Source organism: Mycobacterium sp. IDUB_1 (assembly GCF_055419625.1).
Map to the genome: position 1 here is coordinate 269,410 of NZ_JBVAYA010000001.1, position 23,492 is coordinate 292,901.

At 67.6% G+C, this 23,492-nt stretch carries 26 protein-coding genes and 3 tRNA genes; 17 read left to right on the top strand and 12 right to left on the bottom strand.

Translation table 11 applies throughout. From position 1 onward, the window contains the following. Positions 1 to 49: 49 nt before the first annotated feature. On the bottom strand, positions 50 to 1,069 hold the full coding sequence (locus ACZYYX_RS01360; protein ID WP_463812606.1) for a phosphotransferase family protein: 1,020 nt from the start codon (positions 1,067 to 1,069) through the stop codon (positions 50 to 52). 10 nt (positions 1,070 to 1,079) lie between these two features. Then, the gene (locus ACZYYX_RS01365; protein WP_463812607.1) at positions 1,080 to 1,688 is read right to left on the bottom strand and encodes a histidine phosphatase family protein; all 609 of its coding nucleotides are present in this window, start codon (positions 1,686 to 1,688) and stop codon (positions 1,080 to 1,082) included. On the opposite strand from ACZYYX_RS01365, the gene ACZYYX_RS01370 reads away from it, so the two are divergent. After that, the gene (locus ACZYYX_RS01370) at positions 1,665 to 2,468 is read left to right on the top strand and encodes an SDR family NAD(P)-dependent oxidoreductase (RefSeq protein WP_463812608.1); all 804 of its coding nucleotides are present in this window, start codon (positions 1,665 to 1,667) and stop codon (positions 2,466 to 2,468) included. The two genes, ACZYYX_RS01365 and ACZYYX_RS01370, sit on opposite strands and share 24 nt — an antisense overlap. Here the strand turns inward: ACZYYX_RS01370 and ACZYYX_RS01375 are convergent. Next, positions 2,465 to 4,339 carry an alkyl/aryl-sulfatase gene (locus ACZYYX_RS01375; protein WP_463812609.1) on the bottom strand — a complete coding sequence of 625 codons (1,875 nt, stop codon included), beginning with the start codon at positions 4,337 to 4,339 and terminating at the stop codon, positions 2,465 to 2,467. The two genes, ACZYYX_RS01370 and ACZYYX_RS01375, sit on opposite strands and share 4 nt — an antisense overlap. A 49-nt stretch (positions 4,340 to 4,388) precedes the next feature. Here ACZYYX_RS01375 and ACZYYX_RS01380 point away from each other — a divergent pair, with 49 nt between their 5' ends. Continuing rightward, positions 4,389 to 4,940: a cupin domain-containing protein gene (locus ACZYYX_RS01380; protein ID WP_463812610.1), complete on the top strand. Its 552-nt coding sequence runs from the start codon at positions 4,389 to 4,391 to the stop codon at positions 4,938 to 4,940. Here ACZYYX_RS01380 and ACZYYX_RS01385 read toward each other — a convergent pair. Next, positions 4,924 to 5,337, bottom strand: a complete 414-nt coding sequence (locus ACZYYX_RS01385; protein WP_463812611.1) for an MmcQ/YjbR family DNA-binding protein — start codon at positions 5,335 to 5,337, stop codon at positions 4,924 to 4,926. The genes ACZYYX_RS01380 and ACZYYX_RS01385 overlap by 17 nt on opposite strands. Further along, entirely contained in the window at positions 5,330 to 5,833 is a 504-nt protein-coding gene (locus ACZYYX_RS01390; RefSeq protein ID WP_463812612.1) for a metallophosphoesterase family protein, read from the bottom strand. Before ACZYYX_RS01390 ends, ACZYYX_RS01385 begins: the two co-directional genes overlap by 8 nt. A gap of 76 nt (positions 5,834 to 5,909) precedes the next feature. On the opposite strand from ACZYYX_RS01390, the gene ACZYYX_RS01395 reads away from it, so the two are divergent. The 5 genes from ACZYYX_RS01395 to ACZYYX_RS01415 are packed head-to-tail and all read left to right on the top strand — an operon-like array spanning position 5,910 to position 10,646. Next, positions 5,910 to 6,557: a WXG100 family type VII secretion target gene (locus tag ACZYYX_RS01395; protein ID WP_463812613.1), complete on the top strand. Its 648-nt coding sequence runs from the start codon at positions 5,910 to 5,912 to the stop codon at positions 6,555 to 6,557. Next, complete coding sequence (locus ACZYYX_RS01400; protein WP_463812614.1) at positions 6,554 to 6,844, top strand: WXG100 family type VII secretion target; 291 nt, start codon at positions 6,554 to 6,556, stop codon at positions 6,842 to 6,844. Before ACZYYX_RS01395 ends, ACZYYX_RS01400 begins: the two co-directional genes overlap by 4 nt. A gap of 18 nt (positions 6,845 to 6,862) precedes the next feature. Next, positions 6,863 to 9,718 carry a glycohydrolase toxin TNT-related protein gene (locus ACZYYX_RS01405; protein ID WP_463812615.1) on the top strand — a complete coding sequence of 952 codons (2,856 nt, stop codon included), beginning with the start codon at positions 6,863 to 6,865 and terminating at the stop codon, positions 9,716 to 9,718. Further along, positions 9,715 to 10,227: an Imm61 family immunity protein gene (locus ACZYYX_RS01410; protein WP_463812616.1), complete on the top strand. Its 513-nt coding sequence runs from the start codon at positions 9,715 to 9,717 to the stop codon at positions 10,225 to 10,227. The genes ACZYYX_RS01405 and ACZYYX_RS01410 overlap by 4 nt, the downstream gene beginning before the upstream one ends. Before the next feature lie 5 nt (positions 10,228 to 10,232). Then, positions 10,233 to 10,646 carry a hypothetical protein gene (locus ACZYYX_RS01415; RefSeq protein ID WP_463812617.1) on the top strand — a complete coding sequence of 138 codons (414 nt, stop codon included), beginning with the start codon at positions 10,233 to 10,235 and terminating at the stop codon, positions 10,644 to 10,646. Between the two features lie 99 nt (positions 10,647 to 10,745). Here ACZYYX_RS01415 and ACZYYX_RS01420 read toward each other — a convergent pair whose 3' ends face one another. Next, positions 10,746 to 11,663 carry a BTAD domain-containing putative transcriptional regulator gene (locus ACZYYX_RS01420; RefSeq protein ID WP_463814755.1) on the bottom strand — a complete coding sequence of 306 codons (918 nt, stop codon included), beginning with the start codon at positions 11,661 to 11,663 and terminating at the stop codon, positions 10,746 to 10,748. A gap of 113 nt (positions 11,664 to 11,776) precedes the next feature. Here ACZYYX_RS01420 and ACZYYX_RS01425 point away from each other — a divergent pair, with 113 nt between their 5' ends. Next, positions 11,777 to 12,343, top strand: coding sequence for a TetR/AcrR family transcriptional regulator (locus ACZYYX_RS01425; RefSeq protein ID WP_463812618.1), 567 nt, complete (start codon positions 11,777 to 11,779; stop codon positions 12,341 to 12,343). Positions 12,344 to 12,347: 4 nt separating this feature from the next. On the opposite strand, the gene ACZYYX_RS01430 is transcribed toward ACZYYX_RS01425, so the two are convergent. Further along, positions 12,348 to 12,420 (bottom strand) — tRNA-Arg (locus ACZYYX_RS01430). Between the two features lie 22 nt (positions 12,421 to 12,442). Next, positions 12,443 to 12,534: transfer RNA gene (locus ACZYYX_RS01435), tRNA-Ser, on the bottom strand. 83 nt (positions 12,535 to 12,617) lie between these two features. Between ACZYYX_RS01435 and hisC the strand changes: the two genes are divergently transcribed. Genes hisC through ACZYYX_RS01455 form a run of 4 tightly spaced genes read left to right on the top strand, consistent with a single transcriptional unit; the run spans position 12,618 to position 15,487 of the window. Further along, entirely contained in the window at positions 12,618 to 13,673 is a 1,056-nt protein-coding gene (gene hisC / locus ACZYYX_RS01440) for a histidinol-phosphate transaminase (RefSeq protein ID WP_463812619.1), read from the top strand. Then, positions 13,670 to 14,143, top strand: coding sequence for a DUF4334 domain-containing protein (locus ACZYYX_RS01445; protein ID WP_463812620.1), 474 nt, complete (start codon positions 13,670 to 13,672; stop codon positions 14,141 to 14,143). The genes hisC and ACZYYX_RS01445 overlap by 4 nt, the downstream gene beginning before the upstream one ends. Positions 14,144 to 14,161: 18 nt before the next feature. Further along, the gene (locus ACZYYX_RS01450) at positions 14,162 to 14,608 is read left to right on the top strand and encodes a hypothetical protein (protein ID WP_463812621.1); all 447 of its coding nucleotides are present in this window, start codon (positions 14,162 to 14,164) and stop codon (positions 14,606 to 14,608) included. Between the two features lie 54 nt (positions 14,609 to 14,662). Then, positions 14,663 to 15,487 carry a crotonase/enoyl-CoA hydratase family protein gene (locus ACZYYX_RS01455; RefSeq protein WP_463812622.1) on the top strand — a complete coding sequence of 275 codons (825 nt, stop codon included), beginning with the start codon at positions 14,663 to 14,665 and terminating at the stop codon, positions 15,485 to 15,487. 4 nt (positions 15,488 to 15,491) lie between these two features. On the opposite strand, the gene ACZYYX_RS01460 is transcribed toward ACZYYX_RS01455, so the two are convergent. Next, the gene (locus ACZYYX_RS01460) at positions 15,492 to 16,790 is read right to left on the bottom strand and encodes an MFS transporter (protein ID WP_463814756.1); all 1,299 of its coding nucleotides are present in this window, start codon (positions 16,788 to 16,790) and stop codon (positions 15,492 to 15,494) included. Between the two features lie 284 nt (positions 16,791 to 17,074). Here ACZYYX_RS01460 and ACZYYX_RS01465 point away from each other — a divergent pair, with 284 nt between their 5' ends. Then, entirely contained in the window at positions 17,075 to 17,626 is a 552-nt protein-coding gene (locus ACZYYX_RS01465) for a cutinase family protein (protein ID WP_463812623.1), read from the top strand. Positions 17,627 to 17,688: 62 nt separating this feature from the next. Then, complete coding sequence (locus tag ACZYYX_RS01470; protein WP_463812624.1) at positions 17,689 to 17,982, top strand: hypothetical protein; 294 nt, start codon at positions 17,689 to 17,691, stop codon at positions 17,980 to 17,982. A gap of 4 nt (positions 17,983 to 17,986) precedes the next feature. Here ACZYYX_RS01470 and ACZYYX_RS01475 read toward each other — a convergent pair. Both ACZYYX_RS01475 and ACZYYX_RS01480 read right to left on the bottom strand, forming a co-directional pair. Continuing rightward, positions 17,987 to 18,073, bottom strand: a tRNA-Ser gene (locus tag ACZYYX_RS01475). Positions 18,074 to 18,083: 10 nt separating this feature from the next. Beyond that, a complete protein-coding gene (locus tag ACZYYX_RS01480) occupies positions 18,084 to 18,596 on the bottom strand; it encodes a MarR family winged helix-turn-helix transcriptional regulator (protein WP_463812625.1) in 513 nt (170 codons plus the stop codon). Positions 18,597 to 18,674: 78 nt separating this feature from the next. On the opposite strand from ACZYYX_RS01480, the gene ACZYYX_RS01485 reads away from it, so the two are divergent. Then, positions 18,675 to 19,652 carry an NAD(P)H-quinone oxidoreductase gene (locus tag ACZYYX_RS01485; protein ID WP_463812626.1) on the top strand — a complete coding sequence of 326 codons (978 nt, stop codon included), beginning with the start codon at positions 18,675 to 18,677 and terminating at the stop codon, positions 19,650 to 19,652. Here ACZYYX_RS01485 and ACZYYX_RS01490 read toward each other — a convergent pair. Further along, the gene (locus ACZYYX_RS01490; protein ID WP_463812627.1) at positions 19,649 to 20,845 is read right to left on the bottom strand and encodes a cysteine desulfurase-like protein; all 1,197 of its coding nucleotides are present in this window, start codon (positions 20,843 to 20,845) and stop codon (positions 19,649 to 19,651) included. The genes ACZYYX_RS01485 and ACZYYX_RS01490 overlap by 4 nt on opposite strands. Before the next feature lie 132 nt (positions 20,846 to 20,977). On the opposite strand from ACZYYX_RS01490, the gene ACZYYX_RS01495 reads away from it, so the two are divergent. After that, the gene (locus ACZYYX_RS01495) at positions 20,978 to 22,927 is read left to right on the top strand and encodes a DUF6541 family protein (RefSeq protein ID WP_463812628.1); all 1,950 of its coding nucleotides are present in this window, start codon (positions 20,978 to 20,980) and stop codon (positions 22,925 to 22,927) included. A gap of 28 nt (positions 22,928 to 22,955) precedes the next feature. Continuing rightward, positions 22,956 to 23,489: a bacterial proteasome activator family protein gene (locus tag ACZYYX_RS01500; RefSeq protein WP_463812629.1), complete on the top strand. Its 534-nt coding sequence runs from the start codon at positions 22,956 to 22,958 to the stop codon at positions 23,487 to 23,489. The last annotated feature ends 3 nt before the right edge of the window (positions 23,490 to 23,492 follow it).

The following is a 23,492-nucleotide window of genomic DNA, read 5'->3' on the forward strand; positions in this document are numbered from 1 at the left end:
GGGCACGCGTCACTCTACCCACCGCTACCGCGGAAGAAACCTCGTGAATCTACGAGAGGGAGCTCAACCCCGCGGCGATCAACGGTGCGACGGCTTCCTCGACGCGGTCGCCCTCGTCGGTCACGCCGGCCTCTCGGGCTCGATATGCGATGCCGGCGCCGATGATCGCGAGCTTGAAATAGGCCAGCGCCATGTAGAAGTCCCAGTCGTGCAGCTCGACACCGGCGGCCCGCGAGTACTTCTCGGCGAGCGCGTCCGGATCGGGTACCAACTCCGACGCCCACGCCGCGTCGGCATGCACGAAGTGGAACGTCGGATGCCGGTAGACGCACATCAGTGCGGCGTCACTGAGCGGATCGCCCAGTGTGGACATCTCCCAGTCGAGGACGGCGACGACCTTCGTGGCGTCCTCGGAGTCCAGAATCGTGTTGTCGATGCGGTAGTCGCCGTGCACGATCGCGGCCCGGCTCTCGGCCGGCACCGATTCCGCCAGGCGAGCGTGCAGCTTCCTGACGTCCGCATCGCATGCGTCGTCGGGCTGCTTCACCAGATCCCACTGCGATCCCCAGCGCCGCACCTGACGCTCGAGATAACCGGTGGGCTTGCCGAAGTCACCGAGACCGACCGCCTCGGGTTCGACCGCATGCAGATCGGCGAGCACGGCGATCAGCGCATCGACGGACTGCTCGATGGCCGCCTTGTCGCCGAGAGCCTCGAGTTGATGGGTGTAGCGCACCACCCGGCCGGGGACGAACTCCACCATCTGGAAGGGCGCACCGAGCACAGAGTCGTCGTTGCGCATCGTCACTGCCCGGGCCACCGGCACCGCAGTGTCTTTCAGTGCGGCCACCACGCGGTACTCGCGGGCCATGTCGTGGGCCGACGGCGTGAGCCCGTGCAGCGGGGGCCGGCGCAGCACCCACGTCGAGGCATCGTCGGCCACCAGGAACGTCAGATTCGACCGGCCGCCGGACACCAACTCGGCGCGCAGATCACCGGAGCGGGGCACGCCCACCTCGCGCAGGTGGCGATCCAGGGCAGTGAGGTCGAGGCCTTCGAGGTCCGTCACGGCGTTCTGTTTACCACCTGGTGTTTCGCGGCAGCAGATCCCATACGTGTTCGGTGCCGTTGACGCTGGCCACCGAGAGCCGACCGCTGCGGGAGGACAGCACACGAGTCACCGAGGCGTAGTCGACGTGGAAGTTGAGCAGCCGCGGCGTGCGCAGGATGGTGTGCAGTAGCACGTTGATCACGCCGCCGTGGCTGAACACCACGACGGTGTCCTCGTGATCGGCAGCAGCCACCACGTCCTCGACGCCGGCGGTGATGCGGGCGCGGAAAGCGTCCTCGTCGACGCTGCTGGGCAGGTGACCGTCGATCAACCGCTGCAGCTCCTGCGGGCTCTCCTGCGCGATCTGTTCGATCGGGATGTAGTGCTCCAGGTCGCGGTCGTACTCGGCGAGCCGATCGTCGACCTCGATGGGTAGGCCGAGGGCGTCGGCGACGGGCCTGCCGGTGTCGATGGCCCGCACCTGCGGGCTGCTCACCAGCCGGGTGATCGGGAAGCGGGCCAGCGCGTCGGGCAGCCGGGCGGCCTGAGCCACACCGTCGGGCGACAGGCTCGGGTCCGAACCCTCCCCCGGCTCGCTGCGCAGCGGGAGCGCATGTCGGACGAGAAGCAGTTGCACCGTGCCACCATAGGGCCCGTGACCGGGTACGCCGATGCGCTGTTCGACATGACCGACCGCGTGGTGCTCGTGACCGGGGGCAGCCGCGGGCTGGGGCGCGAGATGGCGTTCGCCGCGGCCCGGTGCGGCGCCGACGTCGTGATCGCCAGCCGCTCCTACGAGACCTGCGCCGCGACGGCCGACGAGATCACGGCCGAGACGGGACGCAGCGCGTTGCCCTACGCGGTGCACGTCGGACGGTGGGATCAGCTCGACGGCCTCGTCGACGCCGCCCACGACAGATTCGGGCGCATCGACGTGCTGGTGAACAACGCGGGCATGTCCCCGCTGTACGACTCCCTCACCTCTGTGAGCGAGAAGCTGTTCGACGCCGTGCTCAACCTGAACCTGAAGGGGCCGTTCCGACTCTCCGCGCTCGTCGGGGAACGGATGCTGGCCGCAGGCGGCGGGTCGATCATCAACGTCAGCACGAGCGGCTCGCTGCGACCGGATCCGATGTTCCTCCCGTATGCGGCAGCCAAAGCGGGCCTCAATGCGATGACCGAGGCCCTGGCGAAGGCCTTCGGACCGACGGTACGGGTCAACACGCTGATGCCCGGTCCGTTTCTCACCGACATCGCCGACGCGTGGACGTTCGACCCCGACCAGGCGTTCGGCCACCTGGCAATGAAGCGCGCCGGCCAGCCGCGCGAGATCATCGGCGCTGCGCTGTTTTTGATGTCGGACGCGAGCAGCTTCACCACCGGATCGATCATCCGCGCCGACGGCGGCCAGCCCTAGGGCGTCACGATGTCGAATGCCGGGTCCGGCTTGTCCAGCACCCCGACCAGTTGTGTGAGAACTGCTGCGTCCCCGACGATCTCGACCCCCGGTGACGTCGCGTCACCGGCCGCCAGGCTCAGCAGCCGCACTTTGGTTGCCAACCGCAGCGTCGCCTGCGCGGTCTGTTCGTCGGCATCGACCTTGCGATAGACCAACACACCGTTGCGCAGAGTGAGCCGGTAATTGGTCGCGAGGTCTTGGAATGTCACGTCGATCGCCAGGTCGAGATCCCATGCGCGCGGCCCGTTCACGCTGATCGCCAGCACGTCGAACATCTGCTCCGGGGAGAGCTGGGCCGCCATCGTCGTCGATGTCGACGTCGGGGTGCCGAAGTTGCCGTCGCGCAGCTCGGTGGCTCCCGCGAGAAAAAAGTTGCGCCACGTGGCGGTCTCCGCCCCGTACGCCAGCTGCTCGAGGGTGTCAGCGTAGAGCTGTCGAGCACCCGCATGATTCTCGTCGGTGAAGACGGCATGGTCCAGAAGTGTTGCTGCCCATCGGAAATCACCGTCATCGAAGGCTTGCTGCGCGATCTCCACCACGCGGTCGAGCCCGCCCATCGCGGCGACATAGCGGGGTCCTGCCGCCTCCGGGGGATGCGGCCACAACCGGGCGGGGTTGCCGTCGAACCAGCCCATGTAGCGTTGGTAGACAGCCTTGACGTTGTGGCTCACCGAGCCGTAGTAACCGCGTGCATGCCAGGCGTTCTCCAGCGCGGGCGGCATCGTGAACGTCTCGGCGATCTCGATCCCGGTGAAGCCCTGGTTGAGCTGGCGCAAGGTCTGGTCGTGCAGGTAGGCGTACAGATCCCTTTGCAGGGAGAGGAATTCGACGATGCGGTCCTTGCCCCACGTGGGCCAGTGGTGCGAGGCGAACACGACGTCGGCGCGATCGGCGAAGGTGTCGATCGCCTCGGTGAGGTAGCCGGCCCAGCCGTGTGGATCGCGCACCAGCGCACCGCGCAGCGTCAGTAGGTTGTGCAGGTTGTGGGTGGCGTTCTCGGCCATGCACAGGGCGCGGAATTTCGGGAAGTAGAAATGCATCTCGGCCGGCGCCTCGGTACCGGGCGCCATCTGGAACTCGATCTCGACACCGTCGATGGTGTGGGTCTCCCCCGTCTCGCGAATGTCGATGGTCGGCACGATGATCGCCACCTCACCGGTGGACGGGGTCTGACCGAGGCCGCAGCCCACCTGACCCTGCGGTCCGCGTTCCAGGACCGCCCCGTACATGTAGCCGGCGCGGCGGGCCATGGCCGTGCCCGCGTAGACGTTCTCCTGCACGGCGTGCGCGGTGAAGCCCTCGGGTGCCAGCACCGCGACCGTGCCCGCGTCGACGTCTGCCTGTGTGGTCACCCCGAGAACGCCACCGAAATGGTCGACGTGGCTGTGGGTGTAGATGACGGCGGTGACGGGACGCTCGCCGCGGTGCTCGCGGTAGAGGGCGAGGGCAGCTGCGGCGACCTCGGTGGAGACCAGCGGGTCGATGACGATGATGCCGGTGTCGCCTTCGACGAACGTGATGTTGGACAGGTCGAATCCGCGGACCTGGTAGATGCCTGCGACTACCTCGTAGAGGCCCTGCTTGGCAGCCAGTTGCGATTGCCTCCACAGGCTCGGATGCACCGATGTAGGCGCGTCCCCGCTCAGGAAGTCGTAGATGTCGTTGTCCCAAACCACCCGCCCGTCGGCGGCGGTGATGACGCACGGTGTCTTCGCGGCGATGAAGCCGCGATCGGCGTCGGTGAAATCCCTGGTGTCGTCGAACGGGAGGGTGCTCAGATGCTGGCGGTGGGCGGCTTCGATCGTGCCGGTGGGCGGCTTGTGCTCCATTCCGCTGAGACTGCCACGACCGGGGTGGTCTCGGTGGTTGACTGAGTCAATGGATGTCCGTCGGGTTGTCACCGGTCACGATGCCGCCGGGAAGTCGGTGTTCGTCAGCGACCAGAGCGTCGCCCCGCGCACGCCGGTGCTGCTTCCCGGGTCGGAGTTCACGATGCTGTGGGGCGGCGACCAGACGCCGCACTTCCCCGACGACGGGTCGATGCCGAACTGGCGCACCTACTTTCCGCCGATCGGCGGGTTCCGGTTCTCGATGTTCACGCTGCCGCCGGGAACCGCCACGGCCAGGACGGACGACCTCACCACCGAGGAGGCGATCGCCGACGGCGAGGAGAAGCTGCCCGGCCTGCTGGCCTACATGGAACTCGATGATCCCGGTATGCACACCACCGACACCATCGACTTCGAGGTGGTGCTGGAGGGCACCGTGATCCTGGAGCTCGACGACGGCGCCGAGGTGACGCTGCACCCCGGGGACACCGTGGTGCAGAACGGGACTCGGCATCGGTGGCGCAATCCCGGCGACGTGCCGGCCCGGCTCGCACTGTTCTGCTGCGGTGCCGAGCACGACAAGGTCACTCGTCTCGGCTGAGCCACTGCTGCGCGCGGCGTTTCGACGCGCGGGACAGCCACGCGTCCTGAATCAGTTCCTGGAGCTCGCTCACCGCGACCTCGCCGAGACGGCTCGCGCGCACCAGCACCGACAGATGCCCGTCGAAATGCGGCGTCGTGAAGAACGGCGACGACGGGTCCTGGGTGAGTGCGAGCTTGTCGGCCTCGGACTCCACCCAGATCACGATGACGTCCGGGTACTTCTCCCCGGTGTCGGGATCGACCGCGTCGGGCCGCGGGGTCCGGAAGAACACGAACGACTTGCCGCCGACCTGGTAGATCGGATTGCCGGCCTTCGGGCCCTCGATGCGCGTCACGTGCGGCATCCCGGCGGCGATGCGGTGCACGTCGTCGACGGTCGCGGGCCGCTCACTCACGGCGAGGCACCTGGTGCAGCTCGACGTCGGTCAGCTCCCCCTCGCCGACCGTCGCCGTCATGTAGGTGCAGTGCGGCTGACGCCGGCGATCGGTCGGCGAGCCCGGGTTGAGCAGACGCAGACCGCCCTCGGCGGTGGTGTCCCACGGGATGTGGCTGTGGCCGAAGACCAGCACGTCGGTGTCGGGGTAGGCCTTGGCCATGCGAGCCTCGCGGCCGGCGGCACCGCCCGTCTCGTGCGTGACGGTGAAGCGCAGCCCGCCCAGTTCGACGTCGGCCCGTTCGGGCAGCCGGCGGCGCAGTTCGTCGCCGTCGTTGTTGCCCCAGCAGGCCACCAACCGGCGGGAGCGCTGCTCCAGCTCGTCGAGCAGTTCGGGTTCCACCCAGTCCCCGGCATGGATCACGACGTCGGCCGCGTCGACCGCATCCCACACCTGTGGCGGCAGGTCCTTGGCCCGCTTCGGCACGTGTGTGTCGGCGATCAGGAGGAGGCGCACGTCACCACCCTAGAACCTCGGGGCGCCGCGAAATTGGCGCACGGACCCCCTCCCGGCGGCCCATAGGCTGCTTGCCGTGGAGCGTTCGGTCGAGGTGGTGGTCTCGGAATTGCAGGCGGCGTCGGAGCGCCTGCGCGACGCCGGACAGCGGCTGCAGGACGGGTTGTCCGGCGTCGACCTGGAGACACGGCAGCTGCTGGGCTCGGGCTGGAAGGGCGGGGCTGCCTCGGCGTACGGGCCTGCGTGGGACCAGTGGCACACCGGAGCCGGCCAGGTGGTCCGCGGCCTGCAGAACATGGCCGACCTGCTGAGCCTCGCGGGCAAGGAGTACGCAAAAACCGACCAGCAGTCCGGTGAGGCACTGAACGCGACGATGCAGGGCGGTGGCGGCGGGGGTGCGCCCGCCGGAGGTGGCGGAGGCGGGGCGCCGAGTGCGGCGCCGGCGGCTTCCGCGGCGGTCGGTGGGGCTGTTACTCCCTCCTCCGAGCCGCTGACGGGGTTGGCCAAGGCGATGAACCTCGATCAGCTGGGGTCGGTCGCCGAGTCCGCTCAGTCGGCGCCCCAGCAGCTCGGCGGCTTCCTGCAGCAGGGCGCTCAGATGGCCGGCGGCCTCGTCGAGCAGGTGTCGTCGATGGTCGAGGGCGCGGCACAGGGCGGTGAGGCTCCCGCACCCGAATCGCCACCGGAATCCGATCAGGATCCGAAATCAAGGGACGAGCGATGAGCGAGCTGGTGGTGGACTTCGATGCGCTGCGCGCCGCGATCCGTCACATGGAGGAATTCGGCCGTGAGGTCACCGAGTGCCTCGACGACATCGAGCACACGATGGCCATGCTGCGCGGATCGTGGGAAGGCGCCGCCTCCGACGCCCAGGACCAGGCACAGAAGCAATGGGAGAGCGGCGCAGAGCAGATGAAGGAATCGCTCACCGCGCTGCAGAAAGTCGCCGACACGGCCCATAAGAACTACACCGACGCCGTCGCCAAGAACGGTCAGATGTGGCAGGTATGACCATCGGGGGGTCACTCAGTGCGGATCGAAGTTGACCCAGAGGCGCTGATCGCCGCGGGTCAGCAGACCGGAGCGATCGGTGCCCAATTGGCTCGGCTGTCGGATGCGCTGGGCGCGGCGCTGGGTGGCGGCATCTCCTCCGGCATGGACCCGGCGGGCATGAATTTCGGGCTGAAATACGGCCATCAGGCAGGCGAATTCACCTCGGCCGTCGCCGATGCCGCCAACGCCTTCAACGCCGTGGGCATGCTGTTGCAGGCCACCGGTTACAACTACCGCAACGCCGATGCGTCGGTGACGATCGGCGGCCCCGGCCCCTCGGGCGGCGTCGGCGCCGAGCCCGGTAAGGCCTTGCCCGCCCACGTTCCGGCCGGGCCCAACGGTGTCACCGTCCCGCCGCCGGACAAGTGGTATCTGATCCAACCGTTTCTGCAGGTGCTGCCTGGCATCGGCTTCTTCGCCGGCGCGGCGATGACGTGGCCGTCGGGCAACGCGCCGATCATGGGGGTGACGGCGACGCAGTGGCGCAACTTCGCCACCGGATTCGCGCTGATCGAGCCGCAGCTGACGGGCATCAAGAACGTGATCGCCGCCCAGCAGATCCCCGAGGTCGCGGCGATGAAGACTGCGATGGAGAGCCTGGGCACCGCCATCTCGTCGCTCGCCGACGTGTCGAAGTCTGTGGCGCAATCGATTACGGATTTTGCGAACGGCGTCCAGGAGACCCAGGACGCGATCCGGCGGATACTCGACCGGCTGTCGTTGGACGGCCTGTGGGACACGGTGAAGGGCATCTTCACCGGTGAGGCCGACGACATCCTGCGGGAGGTCGCCCACGACATCGGCACGGTCCTGCACAACTTCCAGAGTCAGGTGAAGGGCATCGTCGGGCTGCTCGACGAACTCACCGGCCTCATCGGCGATGCGGCGACTGCGTTCCAGAAGTGGATCCGCCCCATCCTGGTCGAGACGTTCGGCGACCGGGTAGGCAACGACCTCGCCAACGCCGTGACGCTGTACACCGATATCCAGGTGGGTGCGGTGACCGGCTTGATCGGGACGGTGTCGGGGATCGTGGCGATGGCCGATCCGGACACCTGGAAGGGCATGGCCGAGATGGCGCTCTCGGTGGCCAAGGACCCGTCGAGCCTGCCTGGCGTGCTGGCGAACATGGGCAAGGAGTTCGTCGCGTGGGACAAGTGGTCGGGTGACCATCCTGGCCGTGCCGCGGGCGAGGCGGCGTTCAACATCGGCTCGCTGTTCGTGCCCGGCGGCGCGCTGTCGAAGACCGGCAGCGTCGCCAAGGGCCTGAACCTGAGCCGACGGGTGCTCGAAGAAGGCCGCCTGCCCAAGGTCGGCGAGCTGGGCAGCTGGACCCGTGGGACGCCGAGTCGCATTGAGACGCCGCATGTTCCGGAGTTCAACCCCAACGGCGCAGGCGGGGTGCCGCCGCTGCGGCCCGAGGGTATTCCGGGCGGTGCGGGGCCGGGGTCTGTCGGCGCCGGACCGGCGCCGGGTGGGTCGACGCCGTCGGGTGGCTCGCCGTCAGGTGGCGGGCCGTCGGGAGGCGGCCCGCGCACTGGTGAGCCATCGGCTCCTGGGGGCCGGCCGTCGGGCTCGGGTGCTGAGGGCGGTTCCGGTCCGCGGGCACCGGTGGATGCAGGACGAGGCGGCGGCGGCGACACGTCACCAGGTTCGGCGGCTTCGCCGAATGGATCGTCGCCGGGCGGGTCCACGCCGTCGGCGTCACCCGGCGGGGTCCCCGAATCTGGTGGCGGATCGACAACGCCGCACGGACCGTCGGGAGGGGCAACGGAGGCGCCCGCACACTCGGCTTCTTCCCAGCCGCCGGAGTCATCAGGCGGAGGTTCGCCCTCGCATGATGGGCCGTCAGAGGCGCCGACAAGCGCTGCGCCGCAGCATGTTCCGTCAGCTGAATCGACGCATCCCAACGGCGCGGATACGCCTGCCAACCCGCAAACAGACGCGCCACACCCAGCCGAGGCGCCTCCTCATGGGTCTCCTACCCCTGAGCACGCGACTGATGCCTCACCGCAGAGCAAGGAGTCGTCCGGTCATACCACTCCAACAGATGGCAGTCGGCTAGGAGAGCACGCAGGCGGAGGCACTGCGTCCGATACGCCCGCGTCAACTGCCGACGGCCATGACGGATCGGACACCGACCATCACACGGACGCGGGCAGGCACGACCACAATGCGCCGGGTCCAGATCCTCACGCGCATTCCCCGGTGCACTCCCACGAACCGTCCGGAGATGGATGGCATCGAATTGATGACAAACCTGACGATCCGAACTACGGTCAGCCACTCGAGCACCACTGGCAGTCAGGCGATTATCCGTCACCGAATGACGTCAACCGGGAGACATTGAGCCTCGTCGAGAATCCTGACGAGCCGTACGGGCATGATGAGCACGGCAACCCACTCAGCAAGGAACAGTACGACGAGCGGTACAACAAGATCGGACCCGACGGTGACCATTGGCATAACTACCCGCCGAATGACGGAGCGGTACCGGGAACTCGTGTGATGTACGAGTCGGGAAGCGCGTTCCTCCGAGACTACGGGCAGCACCTGGACCGGATCGGCGGCCCGGGCGGCGTGTACCTTGGCGTGATGCCGGAAGGTGTTGCGCCATCATTTGAATCGCGCTCGCTTCCTGTGAAATCTCTGGAACTCGAGTACCACGCCTACACCTTTGGTGAATTGCCCGACGGATGGTCGATAGAAGTTTCACAGATCGCACCAGCTTTCGGCAGAGACGGCGGCGCTCTTCAAGTGCTCGTTTACAACGCCGAGAAGGTTGAAGTGCCTGTTGAACAGCTACTCACCGATGGGATACTTGAGGAATGACCGCGCCTCCGATTTCAGACCAATTGGCCGAGTGGGCGGCAGCGGGAAACTTCACGTTGACTCCTGAGGATGATTCAGGTGCCGCCATTTTCTGGTCGACTGGAGGCGAGACCCGCCTGTACGTCAGACGAACTCAGGATAGATATGCGCTCACGAGGGCACAGCGCCGGTCAACAGAACACCTCGAGTTGTTCGCTCCTACGATGAGCACCATCGAGCGCTACCTGTACGGCCAGTTTGGCGCGGCATATAGATCCATGCACCGCCTGAAACGTCTGCGGATTCCCAGTAAACGCGAGCTCATTGCTCGTGGCTACCGTCTCAGCGATATCGATGAAGAAGGACACTGCACCCTTTTCAGCCGAGAGGGAGATGTCGTAGCCGTTGCTGCCGGCGATATCAGTGCCGTATCGCGGCTCGTAATGCTTTCCCATTTTCTCTCGTCGTCGTTAAGTGACCTCACGGCTTCATTCAGTGATGCCGAAGGACGTCCGCTGTTTCCGGAGTAAGGACCATGACCGAGACGCCAGTCAACAGCGCATTTACCCTTTATCGTGGACGCTGGTTCGAGGTTCACCGCAGCACAAACGAGTGGCTAGCGATCAGCCACGACTATGGATTCGAATATCCGGACGCGCTGCAGTATGGCTCCTCACATGAGAGGTTCAGCCTTCCACTCAAGTGGGTCAAAGTGCCAAGGTCCAGCATCGGGGGCATCATCCACCGCCGAGTAACAGGAACTATCAAGGGGCACATCGTTTCCCTCAGTCGGCGATCACCCAACGGATTGATCTCTGTGAGTTTCATCGGATCCCCGGCAGCGGCAAAGGAAATCGGGCTGACTGGCGACCAGTACATGGGGCGGACCGGCACTTTCTCACCGGAAGAATTCGAGAACATTGATGTGAAGGAGACGCGTCACGAGTGACTTCAGGGCTCCACGAACTGAACAATTCGAGTGTAACGCTAGCTTTACGCTCCTCGCCGAGGGTGGCGGTAGCCTCACACTCGCGACTTGCTGGAAACGCTACGAACCCGTCACGAATCCGAGCACCGTCAGCCCGAACACCCCGAACAACAGCAGCGTGCCCGCCGCGTCGGATACCGGGTTCGCGCCCACCGCCGCCGTCACCACGCCCAGCAGCACCGCCAAAGCCACGAAAGCCATTCGCACCCCGAGCAAAAGACGTTGCTGCACAACAACACTCAAGACCGCCGCAGGGACCGTACGCACCACCCACACCAGCGGGACAACGAGAGCCAGACCCAGTACTCCCGCTGCGATCCGCGGAATCACCGTCGACATCCCGTCGTCGTGTGCTGCCATCACCACGATCAGCGCCACCGCCAGGAACACCACCGACGCCGTCGCCATCCGCAACACGCGCGCCATCGCCAGCCCGATGTTGTCGGTCACCAACGGGCGCAACGCCGGATCGAGTCTGTCGGCAGCCAGCAGGCCCCGCACCGCCTGCGTCAGCGTCCCCCACCGCAGCCGGGCCACCGCGAGGTTGTGTGTCGCCAACGCGTTGTTCGGCTCGATCCGCAGCGCCTGCAGGTACTGCTGCTCGGCAGCTTTGAGCCCCCACGTCGTGCGAAAGATGTCGCCGCGCAACACCAGTGCGTCCGTGTTCGTCGGGTCCAGCCGCAACGACTCGTCGAGAACCGCCAGCGCCTGCTGATCCATGCGGGACTCGTGCAGCAGGCTCGCATAGGTGTACTGCGCCAGCGCCGACCGTGGATGCTCCGTCACCAGACGCCACGCCATCGCCAGCGCGTCGGCGCCACGGCCCTGCCCGTGCAACGCGAGCGCATACAACCGCATCGCGTGCTCGTTCGACGGCTCGACGTTCAACACCGCCCAGGCCGCCGAGGCCGCCGCCCCGTAGTCCTTGACGCCGAGGCTCGCCTGGGCGGACTGCGTGAGCATGGCAACGTCGGACATCACCGGTGAATTTTATCGACGCTCACAGGGTGTCCCGCGCACGTCTTCGCCGGGCACGCGCGGATCCGTGCGTTAATTGAAGGAGCAGAGACGACGGGCAGAGGTGAGGACACATGGCAGGCCGCAGCGGCAAGGCTGCCTCCGGCGAAGATTCTCGCGTCCTCCGCACCCGCGCCGACGTCGGCCGGACCGCACTCGACGTCTTGATCACCGAAGGCTCCGACGCCGTCACCCACGCCCGCGTCGCCGAGCTCGCCGGCTACTCCAAGACCACGCTCTACACCCACTGGCCGTCCCGCGTCGACCTCCTGAAGATCGCAGTCGACGCCATCGGCGAGTTGCCCCACCAAGAGCCCACCGGCGAGCTGCGTGCCGATCTGATCGGTGAGCTGACCGCGTTCCGCACCGCCGTGGTGGACCTGCACATGGACAAGGTGCTCTACGCGATGGCGCAGTGGGCCTCGGTGGAGACCATGGGCGAGATCCGCGACGCGCTGAACAGCGAGGCGCAGCGTCCGATCCGGGCGATGTTGGAGAACGTCTTCGCCGGGGTCCAGCTGGAAGCGGCGATCTCCATGCTGGCGGGCGTGGTGGCGTGCCCGTCGTTGATGTTCGGCACTGTGCCGGGAGACGAAGTCATCGCGGCGGCTGTCGACATGGTGCTCGCCAACAAGAAATAGAGAGTGCGCCCGAAGGGATTCGAACCCCTAACCTTCTGATCCGTAGTCAGATGCTCTATCCGTTGAGCTACGGGCGCTTGGTGGTGCATGTTCAGTTGTTGGCGGAGGCGAGAGGATTTGAACCTCCGGCCCGCTTTAAGGCGGGCAACTCATTAGCAGTGAGTCCCATTCGGCCGCTCTGGCACGCCTCCTGACGTTGACCGCCGAAGGAAGAGAGTACACAGGCCCTGCCGCGAGAAGCAAAGCAGATCGACCGCACCCCTAAACTGGTTCGGTGCCCGCCCGTCTGCGTCCCGAACTCGCTGATCTGCCCGCCTACACGCCAGGCAAGACCGTGCCGGGTGCCATCAAGATCGCCAGCAACGAGACCGTGCACGGTCCCTTGCCCAGCGTGCGCGCCGCCGTCGCCGCCGCGATGGACGGCATCAACCGCTACCCCGACAACGGCTACGTCGAGCTCAAAGAGCGCCTTGCCAAGCACGTCAACTTCGCTCCCGAGCACATCTCGGTGGGCTGCGGGTCGGTGAGCCTGTGCCAGCAGCTGATCCAGATCACCTCGACCGTCGGTGACGAGGTGCTGTTCGGCTGGCGCAGCTTCGAGATCTACCCCCTGCAGGTCCGCACCGCCGGCGCCACCCCGATCCAGGTGCCGCTGAGCGACCACACCTTTGACCTCGACGCGATGCTGGCCGCGGTCACCGACCGCACCCGGCTGATTTTCGTCTGCAACCCCAACAACCCGACCAGCACCGTCGTCGACCCGGCCAAGCTCGCCGCGTTCGTCGAGGCCGTCCCGCCGCACATCATGGTGGTGCTCGACGAGGCCTACATCGAATACATCCGCGACGACCTGGTGCCCGACAGCTTCGGTCTCGTTCGATCGCACCCCAATGTGGTCGTGCTGCGGACCTTCTCGAAGGCCTACGGCCTGGCGGGCCTGCGCGTCGGTTATGCCGTCGCCGACCCTGACATCGTCAGCGCGCTGTCCAAGGTCTACGTGCCCTTCACCGCGACGACCGTGTCGCAGGCCGCCGCCATCGCCTCGCTCGACGCCGCCGACGAACTGCTCGAGCGCACCGACGCCGTCGTCGCCGAGCGCACCCGCGTCTCCCACGCCCTGCGCGAGGCCGGGTACGAGCTGCCGTCATCACAGGCCAACTTCGTCTGGCTGCCACTGCCCGGCCGCGCCCAGCAGTTCGCCGCCGACGCCGCCAACACCCGCATCATCGTGCGGCCCTATGGTGACGACGGCGTACGGGTCACCGTGGCTGCCCCGCACGAGAACGACGCCTTCCTCGACTTCGCCCGCACCTGGACAGGACGCTCATGACCGATCCCCGGAAGACCTTCACCGACCTGACCGCACGGACCGGCCGGATCGAGGACGCCGAGCTCGACACGTTCTGGGCCACGCTCGCCCCCGCCACCATCGAGTTCATGATCGGCGAATGGAAGGGCGGCGAGTTCGACACCGGCCACAAGGCCAACGGCTTCATGAAGCGGCTCAACTGGTTCGGCAAGACGTTCCACTCCGCGGCCGACGCGAAGCCGCTGGTCTGCTTCGACGCCGACGGCAACCGGTTCTCCAACGCCGAGGCGATGAACGGCGAAGCCAGCCTGTGGATGGAGGAGTTCCGCGGCGAGACGGTCGCGTCGATGGTCTACGACGGCAAGCCGGTGCACGACCACTTCAAGATCGTCGACGACAACGCGGTCATCGGCATCATGAACGGCAAGGGCGCCATGGACACCAGCTCCGGCACGCCGCGTCACCTGTATTTCTATCTCGAGCGGGTGTAGCCCCCTATCGTGGCGACCATGAGGACGCGCGCGCGGGTGACGACGACGGCCATGGTCGGGCTGGCAATCGTGCTCGGCGCGACGACGGCGTGCTCGCGCAGCACCGAAGGCGCGGTGGCGCAGACCACCGAGCCGGGACCGCCGCTGACCACCGAACGCAGCGCGCCGAGCATCCCCGGGATGCCGAGCATCCCCGGGTTGCCGGAGATCACGATCCCGAACCTGCCGCTGCCGACCCGCGGGTCGAACGTCCCCGAGGTGCCACCCCCACCGAACGCCACCAGCATGTCGTGCGAGGAGTATTCGAAACTCGATGAGGCGACCCGGCTCGCGGTGGTCAAGGCGATCCTCGCCCAGGGCAACAACCCGATCGGCGCCAACGGCGAGACGGTGGGCCAACTTCTCGCCGACGCCGCGTGCCAGTTCCTGCCGAGCGCGAAGGTCGCCGACGTTCTGATGGGCTGACGACTCGATGGGCTGATGGCTGCCGCCACGCGGCGGGAGCTAGCCTCATGGTCCATGGGCAGCAGCTACGAGTCAGTGACGGTCGAGATCGCCGACCGCATCGCGCAGGTCACGTTGATCGGCCCGGGCAAGGGCAACGCGATGGGGCCGGCGTTCTGGGCCGAACTCCCCCAGGTGTTCGCCGAGTTGGACGCTGACCCCGAGGTGCGCGCGATCGTCCTGACCGGCTCCGGCAAGAACTTCAGCTACGGGCTCGACCTGCCCGCGATGGGCGACACGCTGGCCCCGATGATGGCCGAGGGCGCCTTGGCCAAGCCCCGGGCCGAGTTCCACGCCCGCCTCAAGACCATGCAGCAGTCCATCACCGCAGTGGCCGACTGCCGCACGCCGGTGATCGCCTCGGTCCACGGCTGGTGCATCGGCGGCGGGGTCGATCTGATCTCGGCCGTCGACATCCGTTACGCGAGTGCCGACGCCAAGTTCTCGGTGCGTGAAGTCAAGCTCGCGATCGTCGCCGACGTTGGCTCGCTGGCGCGGCTACCGCTGATCCTGTCCGACGGGCATCTGCGTGAGCTGGCGTTGACGGGCAAGGACATCGACGCGGCGCGCGCCGAGAAGATCGGCCTGGTCAACGACGTCTACCCCGACGCCGACGCATCCCTGGCTGCGGCACGCGCGACCGCGGCCGAGATCGCCGCGAACCCGCCGCTGGTGGTTGCCGGCGTCAAGGACGTCCTCGACGAGCAGCGCACCGCGGCGGTGTCCGCGAGCCTGCGGTACGTGGCGGCGTGGAACTCGGCGTTCCTGGCTTCGAAAGACCTCACCGAGGGCATCACCGCGATGTTCGGCAAGCGTCCGCCGAACTTCACCGGCGAGTGACCCGCTAGATCCTGCGGCCCGCCGTCTCCGGCAGGGCCAGCACACAAGCGAGGCTGACGAGCCCCAGCGCGCCCATCATCACCGAGACGGCCCATCCGCCGTAGGACGCCAGCAGCATCGGCGAGACGACGGGCGGCAAGGCGCCGCCGACGATCGCGCCCAGTGTGTGCGACAGCGCGGCGCCGGTGTAGCGGTACTCGGGGGCGAAGATCTCGGGAAGCAGCGCGGCGAGCGGCCCCATGCACCAGCCGATCAGGCAGTAGGTCACGACGATCGTCACGCCGAACATCGTCTTGTCGCCGGTCTCGATCAGCGGGAACACCGCGAACGCCCACGGCGCCGTCAGCGCGAACCCCCACGAGACGATGCGGCGCCGACCGTAGGTGTCGCTCAGGATCGCTGACACCGCGGCGAAGCCGACCGCGCACAGACCGCCGATCACCCCGGTCATCAACACCAGGTCGTAGGAGAAGTCGAGGCGGTCGGCGGCGTAGTGGACGAAGAAGGTGCCCGCCTGGAACACCAGCATGGGGGCGCACACCGCGACACCGGCGGCCAGCAGCACCTGACGGCCCTGCCTGCGGAACAGCGCGACCAGGGGGGCGCCCTGGTGTCCGGCGTCCGCGTCGAGCGCGGGGGAATCCTTGACGTGCACTCGGATGTAGAGCGCGACGAGGATCAGAATCCCGCTGAGCAGGAACGGGATTCGCCAGGCCCAGTCGAAGAAGGCCGAGCCAGGATCCTCGCCGAAGATCGCCTGCACCACCCAGAACACGAGGTTGGCCAGCACCAGCGCGGTGCCCAGGCCGAGCTGGGTGAACATGCCGAAGAAGCCGCGCCGATCCTGCGGCGAGTTCTCGGCACTGAGCAGTACCGCGCCCGCCCACTCGCCGCCGACGGCGAAGCCCTGGATCAGCCGTAGGCCGAGCAGCAACAGCGGCGCCGCGATTCCGATGGTTGCTGTGCTGGGGATGAGACCCACCCCGACGGTCGCGACGCCCATCAGCAGCAGGGTCACCACCAGGGTCTGCTTGCGGCTGATGCGGTCGCCGAAGTGACCGAACACCGCCGCCCCCACCGGACGGGCCAGGAACGCGGCCGCGAACGCCCCCAGCGAGGCCGTCGTCGCCATGATCGGGCTCAGCTCCGGGAAGAACACCGTCGGGAACACCAGTGCCGCGGCGGTGCCGTAGATGAAGAAGTCGTAGAACTCGATCGCCGAGCCCACGTAGCTGGACAGGGCGATCCGCCACAGCGGTTGGCTGGCTGTTGGGGCTGTCGCGGCTGTGGGCGCCGTTTCCATCGTCATGGGGTCGATATTGACGGGTTTGCCGGATATTCACATCCGCTATTGGGTGGAATGCCCCGGTGGATTGTGATGTCCACCGATCGGGGGATATGCCGCCCGCGCGCCAATCAATGGCAAACGAAGTTGCTGATGACGTTTCGATGACTTTGCTTTGTGCAACAGAAAACAGCAGGAAGAAACGATCAATAGTGAGTGTCTTGTCCTCTGCCACAACCTTATGCGCGAGCATCACGACCGGAATGGTTGCACCTGCGGCGTCAGCACAGGATTGCAGTGATGTGGAAGTTGTGTTCGCCCGCGGCACGACGGAGCCTGCTGGGGTGGGGTGGCTCGGCACCGCGTTCATCAATTCTGTCCGCACCAAGGTCGGCAGCAAGTCGGTATCCAGTTACGCCGTGAACTATCCCGCCGACTGGAACCTGTACTCGTCGGTGCGGGTCGGCGCTTCCGACGCCCTGGCCCACGTGCACGCCACCGCGGCGAACTGCCCGAACACCCGGATCGTGCTGGGCGGCTACTCGCAGGGGGCGGGTGTCATCGACCTCCTCGCGATCGGCCAGCGAGTCGGCCTGTTCACCCCGATGCCCATCCCCGCCGAGGACGAACCGCACGTCGCGGCGATCGCGGTGTTCGGCAATCCGATGCGCACGATGAACGGCGGTGGTTCGCTCGTCGACAAGAGCCCGGTCTACGGCAGCAGGACGATCGACCAATGCGCCACCGGCGACCAGTACTGCGACGCGGGACCCTCCAACAACACGGGGCACTTCGCCTATGTGCAGAACGGAATGGTCGACCAGGCGGCAGCCTTCGCCGCAGGCCGGGTGTAACGGGTTCGACGCGAGGCCCCGAGTTCTCACCGGTTCCGCCCAGCTCTGGCTACGATTCGTCGATGACGAGATCTGCGATCGCAGCCCTGTCGGTGGCGTTGGCTGCGGCCGTCGCCCCCGTCGCTTCCGCTCCCACCGCAGGCGCCGACATCTGCGCCGGCGTCCACGGCCGCTTCGTCGGCGTCGAGGGCTGCGGCGCACCGATCGCGCACATCGCCACCGGCGCGGCGATCGCGACCGGCGTGGCCGCCGGCGTCGCCATCGAATCGGCGTCCGTACCGTACGTGCCCGGGGAGATCCCCTGCTACACCGTGGAAGGGGTTCCCTATTACACCCCGCCCGGACAACCCTGCTGAACTGCGGTGGCGGAGGGATTTGAACCCCCGGACGGTGTTAGCCGTCTCTCGCTTTCAAGGCGAGTGCATTAGGCCGCTCTGCCACGCCACCGCGGGACAGTCTAGACGCGGCCCACCTTCGCCGACGGCGCCCCCGACTGCAGCGCGGTGCTGATCCGGCGGCAGTTCTCCCCCATCGCCGCCACCTGCGGCCGCGACAGCCTGTCCACGAAATGCTCGCGCACCGCGGCCCCGTACGTCAGCTGCGCCGCCGCCAGGACGTCACGGCCTTGCGGGGTGATGGACGCCACCACCCCGCGGCCGTCGTCCGGGCTCGCGCCGCGGGTCACCAGATTCTGCTTCTCCAGCCGGATGATCTGCCGTGTCACGCGGCTCGGCAGCGACATCAACGACTCCGCCAGATCCCCCATCCGGGCCGCCCCCGCCGGCGATGCGGCCAACAGGTCCAGCAGCCGTACGTCATTCAGCGTGAGCTTGTGGCTGTCCACAAGCGCCCGATTCATCGTGGCGTACAAGCGCAGCGCGGCCTCCAAGAAGTTCTGCCACGCACGCTGTTCTGACATGTCCAAACCTGGCGTATCGCTCGCACTACGCCCCCCGATTGTCCCCTCCATTTGCCCATATTAGAGGCAGCACCCTAATGCCAGTGGGCAAACAGGCTGCAGTTTCCCCTGCGTAGTAGCGTTGCGCGAATGCTGGCTATCGTGGCCGACTCCGGCCGACTGACCTGGCAAGCCGTCGACGATGTGACCCCGGGCCCCGGCGAGGTGCTGCTGCGGGTGATCGCGGCCGGGGTCAACAGGGCTGATCTCCTCCAGGCGGCCGGCCACTATCCGCCCCCGCCGGGCGCCAGCGACATCATCGGTCTCGAGGTGTCCGGCGTGATCGAGAGTCTGGGCGCCGACCTCGAGAACACGGACTGGGCGCCGGGGCAACAGGTCTGCGCTTTGCTGGCGGGCGGCGGTTACGCCGAGTACGTGGCAGTCCCAGCTGGTCAGCTGCTTCCCGCTCCCGAGGGTGTGCCGCTCGAACACGCCGCCGCGCTGCCCGAGGTCGCGTGCACCGTCTGGTCGAACATCGTGATGACCGCCGGGATCGCGCCCGGCCAGCTTCTCCTGGTGCACGGGGGCGCCAGCGGCATCGGCACCCACGCCATCCAGGTCGCCCGCGCGCTGGGCTGCCGGGTCGCCGTGACCGCGGGTTCGGCGAACAAACTGGAGCTGTGCTCGGAACTCGGCGCCGAGATCACCATCGACTACCACAACGAAGAGTTCGTCGAGGTGATCCGCGAGGCCGGCGGCGCCGATGTCATCCTCGACATCATGGGAGCGGCCTACCTGGACCGCAACATCGACGCCCTGGCCAAGGACGGCCGCCTGGTGATCATCGGCATGCAGGGCGGCGTCAAGGGCGACCTCGACATCGGCAAGCTGTTGGCCAAGCGCGGCGGCGTGTTCGCCACCGCGCTGCGCGCCCGTCCCGTCGACGGACCCGCCGGGAAGTCGGCGATCGTGGCGCAGGTGCGCGAGCAGGTGTGGCCGATGATCGCTGATGGCCAGGTCCGGCCGGTGATCGGCGCCGAGTTCCCGATCTCGCAGGCCCAGGCTGCTCACGAGCTGCTCGAATCCGGCGACGTGTCCGGCAAAGTCATTCTGCGCGTGTGTGATTAGCCGAGCGAGGCCAGCGCCCGCACCAGTTGATCCACCTCGGCGGCGGTGCTGTAGTGCGCCAGGCCGATCGTCACCGCGCCACCGACGTCGTTGACGCCGATGACGTCGAGCACCCGCGACGGCGCGTTCGCGATCGCGAGGATGCCGTTGTCGGCAAGGCGCTGCACGACGCGTTCGGCGGGCACGTTCTCGACAGCGAAGCTCAACACCGGGATGCGTTGCTCGGGGCTGCCGATCACGATGACTGTCGGTAGTACCCGCAGCGAGGACAGCAGGTAGTCGAACAGACCGTCGAGGTAGCTCGAGGCGGACCTCAACGACACGGCCAGCCGCTCGCGGCGGCTGCCCTGGGCCGAATCCTCAAGACCAGCAAGGTATTCGACGCTGGCCACGAGGCCCGCGAGGTAGCCGAACTGGTGCGATCCCAACTCGAGACGCGCCGGCCCGGCGGCCTCCGGATCCAGCGACACGGACCCGAACGCGTCGATGAGCGACGGGTCTCGGAACACGAGCGCGCCGACCGGCGGACCACCCCAGGCCAGCGCGTTGAGCGCCACGACGTCGGCCTCCACCTCGTCGATGTCGATGAGGCGATAGGGCGCCGCTGCGGAGTGGTCGACGACGACAAGGCCGCCGACCTCGTGGACCAGTTTGGTCACCTCGCGCAGCTCGGTGACCGTACCCAAAGTCGTTGACGCCGAGGTCAATGCGACGAGCCGGGTGGCCCGGTTCACCAGACCCTCCCACTGCCAGGTGGGCAGCTCCCCGGTCTCGATGTCCACCTCGGCCCACTTGACCTGGGCGCCGTACCGGTTCGATGCGCGTAGCCACGGAGCGATGTTCGCCTCGTCGTCGAGCCGAGACACGACCACCTCGTAGCCGAGCCCAACGCGACCCGACGCGGCGTCGGCGAGCGAGGTCAGCAGCACCGCGCGATCGGGGCCGAGAACCACTCCCGCCGGGTCTCCGTTGACCAGATCGGCCACCGCCTGGCGGGCCGCCGCGAGGACGGCTGCACTGCGCCGCGACGAGGGATGTGCACTGTCCACCGAGGGCATCGAGCCACGAAAAGCGGTGGACACGGCACGGCTGACCGTGTCGGGCAGCAGCATCCCGTGCTGCGCATCAAGGTGCACCCAGCCATCGCCCAGCGACGGGTGCAGACCCCGCACCCGGGCGACGTCGTATGCCATGTCAGCCCACCTTAGTGCGTCTAGGGAATCTCGCTGTACCGCTGCAGCGCAGACGGTGAGCGATTGCCCGACCTCGCTCGTGCTGCCCGTGCCGTGGCCGGTACGGGTCATCTGGGCAGCCATACTAGTCCAGTGAGCTTCGGGCTTGGAGTGCTACTTGCCCTCGCGTTGCTGGTGGTCCCCGGGGCAATCATCGCTCGGTGCGGCGGCCTGCACTGGGCTGCCTCGGTGGCGATCGGGCCCGCGCTGACCTACGGCGCGGTGGCCATGGCGATCGTGCCGTTCGGGGCGCTCGGGGTGCCATGGAACACGGGCACGGCGCTGCTCACTTTCGCGGTGCTCACGGGCCTGGTCGCCGGTGTACGAGTACTGGCGCGCCGGATCCGGACGCCCGCAGCGGACCCGGCCGAACGCGCACGTCCGCCGCGCGGCGCCGTACTCGTGGCCGGCGGTGGCGTCGTCCTGGGCGCGGTCCTCATCTGGCTCGCCGCTGCGCGTGGACTGGACGACTGGCAGTCGATCCCCAGCACCTGGGACGCGGTGTGGCACGCCAACACGATCCGGTTCATCCTCGACACCGGCCAGGCCTCCCCCACCCACATGGGCGAACTGCGCAACATCGAAACCCACGAGGCGCTGTACTACCCGTCCACCTTCCACGCCCTCGCCGCGGTGTTCGCCCAGGTGGCCGGTGCCGCGCCGGCGACGGCATACACCGTCGTCTCCGTCGCCGTGTCCTGCTGGCTGTTCCCCGCCAGCGCCGCGATCTTGACGTGGCAGCTCATGCACCGCTGGGCGGCACCGTGGCCCACGTTCGCCGCCGCCGCCACCTCCGCGGTGCTGGCGGCGTCGTTCACCGCCGTCCCGTACGTCGAATTCGACACGGCTTCGATCCCCAACCTCGCCGCCTACGGCATCGCCATCCCGGTCTTCGTGCTCGTCACGACGACGCTGGCACACCGCGACCGCATCCCGATGGCCGTGCTCGCCGTGGTGGGGGTGTTCTCGGTCCACATCACCGGCGGCGTGGTGACGGTCGTCTTCGTCGCGGCCTGGTGGCTGGTCGAGGTGCTGCGCCACCCCGTCCGGGGGCGGCTGGCCGACCTCGGCACCCTCGTCGCCGTCGGCGCTCCGTCGGTGGCGCTGCTGCTGCCCCAGTTCATCGGCGTGCTGCAGCTGGCCGAGATCATCGAAGGGCATTCCTTCGTGACTCATCAGGGCAGGAAGCGGGCGCTCTTCGATGCCGTCGTGCAGCACACCCGCCACCTCAACGATTTCCCGATCCAGTGGTGGCTGATCGCGCTGGCAGCAGCCGGGGGCATCCTGATCACCGCGCGGCGGGTGTGGTGGCCCGTGCCGGTATGGCTGCTGCTGGTCGTGTCGATCGTGCACTCCTCCGCGCCGTTCGGCGGCCCACTGGGCGCGGCCACCGGCCAGTTCAGCGACCTGTTCTACAGCGACCCCCGCCGGCTGTCGGCGGTGATCACGCTGCTGCTGAGCGCGCTGGTCGGGATCGCCGCGGTGACCGGCGCCTGCTGGCTCGCCGCCCGTGTCCCGGCAGTGCCGGCTCGGGTCCGGCACGCGACGGTGGCCGCAGTTCTCGGCGTGGCGTCCGTCGTCTCCGCTGTGCACTACCTGCCCCGCCACGAGTTCCTCTTCGGCGACAAGTACGACTCGGTGATCATCGACGGCAAGGACCTCGAGGCCTTCGCGCACCTCGCGACGCTGCCCGGGGCACGCGAGAGCCTGATCGCGAACGCAAACACCGACGGCACCGCGTGGATGTACGCCATCGCCGACCTGCACCCGCTGTGGACCCACTACGACTACCCGGTGCAGCAGGGGCCCGGCTACAACCGCTTCATCATCTGGGCCTACGCCGACGACGCCGACACCGATCCCCGGGTGGCCGAGGCCGTCGCAGCGCTCGACATCCGCTACCTTCTCGTGAGCACGCCGGTGGTTCGGGGGTTCGTGATTCCCGACGGCCTGGCGTCGCTGGACAAATCCCGCTCCTGGGAGAAGATCTACGACAACGGCGAGGCGCGCATCTACCAGTGGCGCGGAGCCCGACCGGAATGACGACGCAACGCTGGGGCACTCTAGGAATATGACTTCAGGCGGGACTTCAGGCATGACCTCCGAGAACGACGACAACATCGAGATCATCGGCGACGGATCGGTCGACGCCGAGCAGGGCTCCGACGGCAAGTCGCTGACCGACCTCGTCGAGCAGCCCGCCAAGGTCATGCGGATCGGCACGATGATCAAGCAGCTTCTCGAGGAGGTGCGCGCCGCACCGCTCGACGAGGCGAGCCGCGGCCGGTTGCGTGACATCCACCGCACCAGCATCAGCGAGCTGGAAGACGGCCTCGCGCCGGAGCTGCGTGCCGAACTCGAGCGGCTCACGCTGCCGTTCACCGAAGACGCGGTGCCCACGGATTCCGAGCTGCGGATCGCCCAGGCGCAGCTGGTGGGCTGGCTGGAAGGCCTGTTCCACGGCATCCAGACCGCGCTGTTCGCCCAGCAGATGGCCGCCCGTCAGCAGCTCGAGCAGATGCGCCAGGGCGCCTTGCCGCCCGGTGTGAGCATTCCGGGACAACGCGGCGGGCCCAGTCATCCCGGTACCGGCCAGTACCTGTGAGAC

Bases quoted from the DNA above. Each gene is read 5' to 3' on its own strand.
- ACZYYX_RS01370 (WP_463812608.1), top strand. From the start codon at position 1,665: ATGTCGGACGAGAAGCAGTTGCACCGTGCCACCATAGGGCCCGTGACC.
- ACZYYX_RS01415 (WP_463812617.1), top strand. From the start codon at position 10,233: ATGACCGAGACGCCAGTCAACAGCGCATTTACCCTTTATCGTGGACGC.
- ACZYYX_RS01455 (WP_463812622.1), top strand. From the start codon at position 14,663: ATGGGCAGCAGCTACGAGTCAGTGACGGTCGAGATCGCCGACCGCATC.
- ACZYYX_RS01470 (WP_463812624.1), top strand. From the start codon at position 17,689: ATGACGAGATCTGCGATCGCAGCCCTGTCGGTGGCGTTGGCTGCGGCC.
- ACZYYX_RS01460 (WP_463814756.1), bottom strand. From the start codon at position 16,790: ATGGAAACGGCGCCCACAGCCGCGACAGCCCCAACAGCCAGCCAACCG.
- ACZYYX_RS01480 (WP_463812625.1), bottom strand. From the start codon at position 18,596: ATGGAGGGGACAATCGGGGGGCGTAGTGCGAGCGATACGCCAGGTTTG.
- ACZYYX_RS01380 (WP_463812610.1), top strand. From the start codon at position 4,389: ATGGATGTCCGTCGGGTTGTCACCGGTCACGATGCCGCCGGGAAGTCG.
- ACZYYX_RS01490 (WP_463812627.1), bottom strand. From the start codon at position 20,845: ATGGCATACGACGTCGCCCGGGTGCGGGGTCTGCACCCGTCGCTGGGC.
- ACZYYX_RS01445 (WP_463812620.1), top strand. From the start codon at position 13,670: ATGACCGATCCCCGGAAGACCTTCACCGACCTGACCGCACGGACCGGC.
- ACZYYX_RS01450 (WP_463812621.1), top strand. From the start codon at position 14,162: ATGAGGACGCGCGCGCGGGTGACGACGACGGCCATGGTCGGGCTGGCA.
- ACZYYX_RS01375 (WP_463812609.1), bottom strand. From the start codon at position 4,339: ATGGAGCACAAGCCGCCCACCGGCACGATCGAAGCCGCCCACCGCCAG.
- ACZYYX_RS01500 (WP_463812629.1), top strand. From the start codon at position 22,956: ATGACTTCAGGCGGGACTTCAGGCATGACCTCCGAGAACGACGACAAC.
- ACZYYX_RS01425 (WP_463812618.1), top strand. From the start codon at position 11,777: ATGGCAGGCCGCAGCGGCAAGGCTGCCTCCGGCGAAGATTCTCGCGTC.
- ACZYYX_RS01410 (WP_463812616.1), top strand. From the start codon at position 9,715: ATGACCGCGCCTCCGATTTCAGACCAATTGGCCGAGTGGGCGGCAGCG.
- ACZYYX_RS01400 (WP_463812614.1), top strand. From the start codon at position 6,554: ATGAGCGAGCTGGTGGTGGACTTCGATGCGCTGCGCGCCGCGATCCGT.
- ACZYYX_RS01420 (WP_463814755.1), bottom strand. From the start codon at position 11,663: ATGTCCGACGTTGCCATGCTCACGCAGTCCGCCCAGGCGAGCCTCGGC.
- ACZYYX_RS01485 (WP_463812626.1), top strand. From the start codon at position 18,675: ATGCTGGCTATCGTGGCCGACTCCGGCCGACTGACCTGGCAAGCCGTC.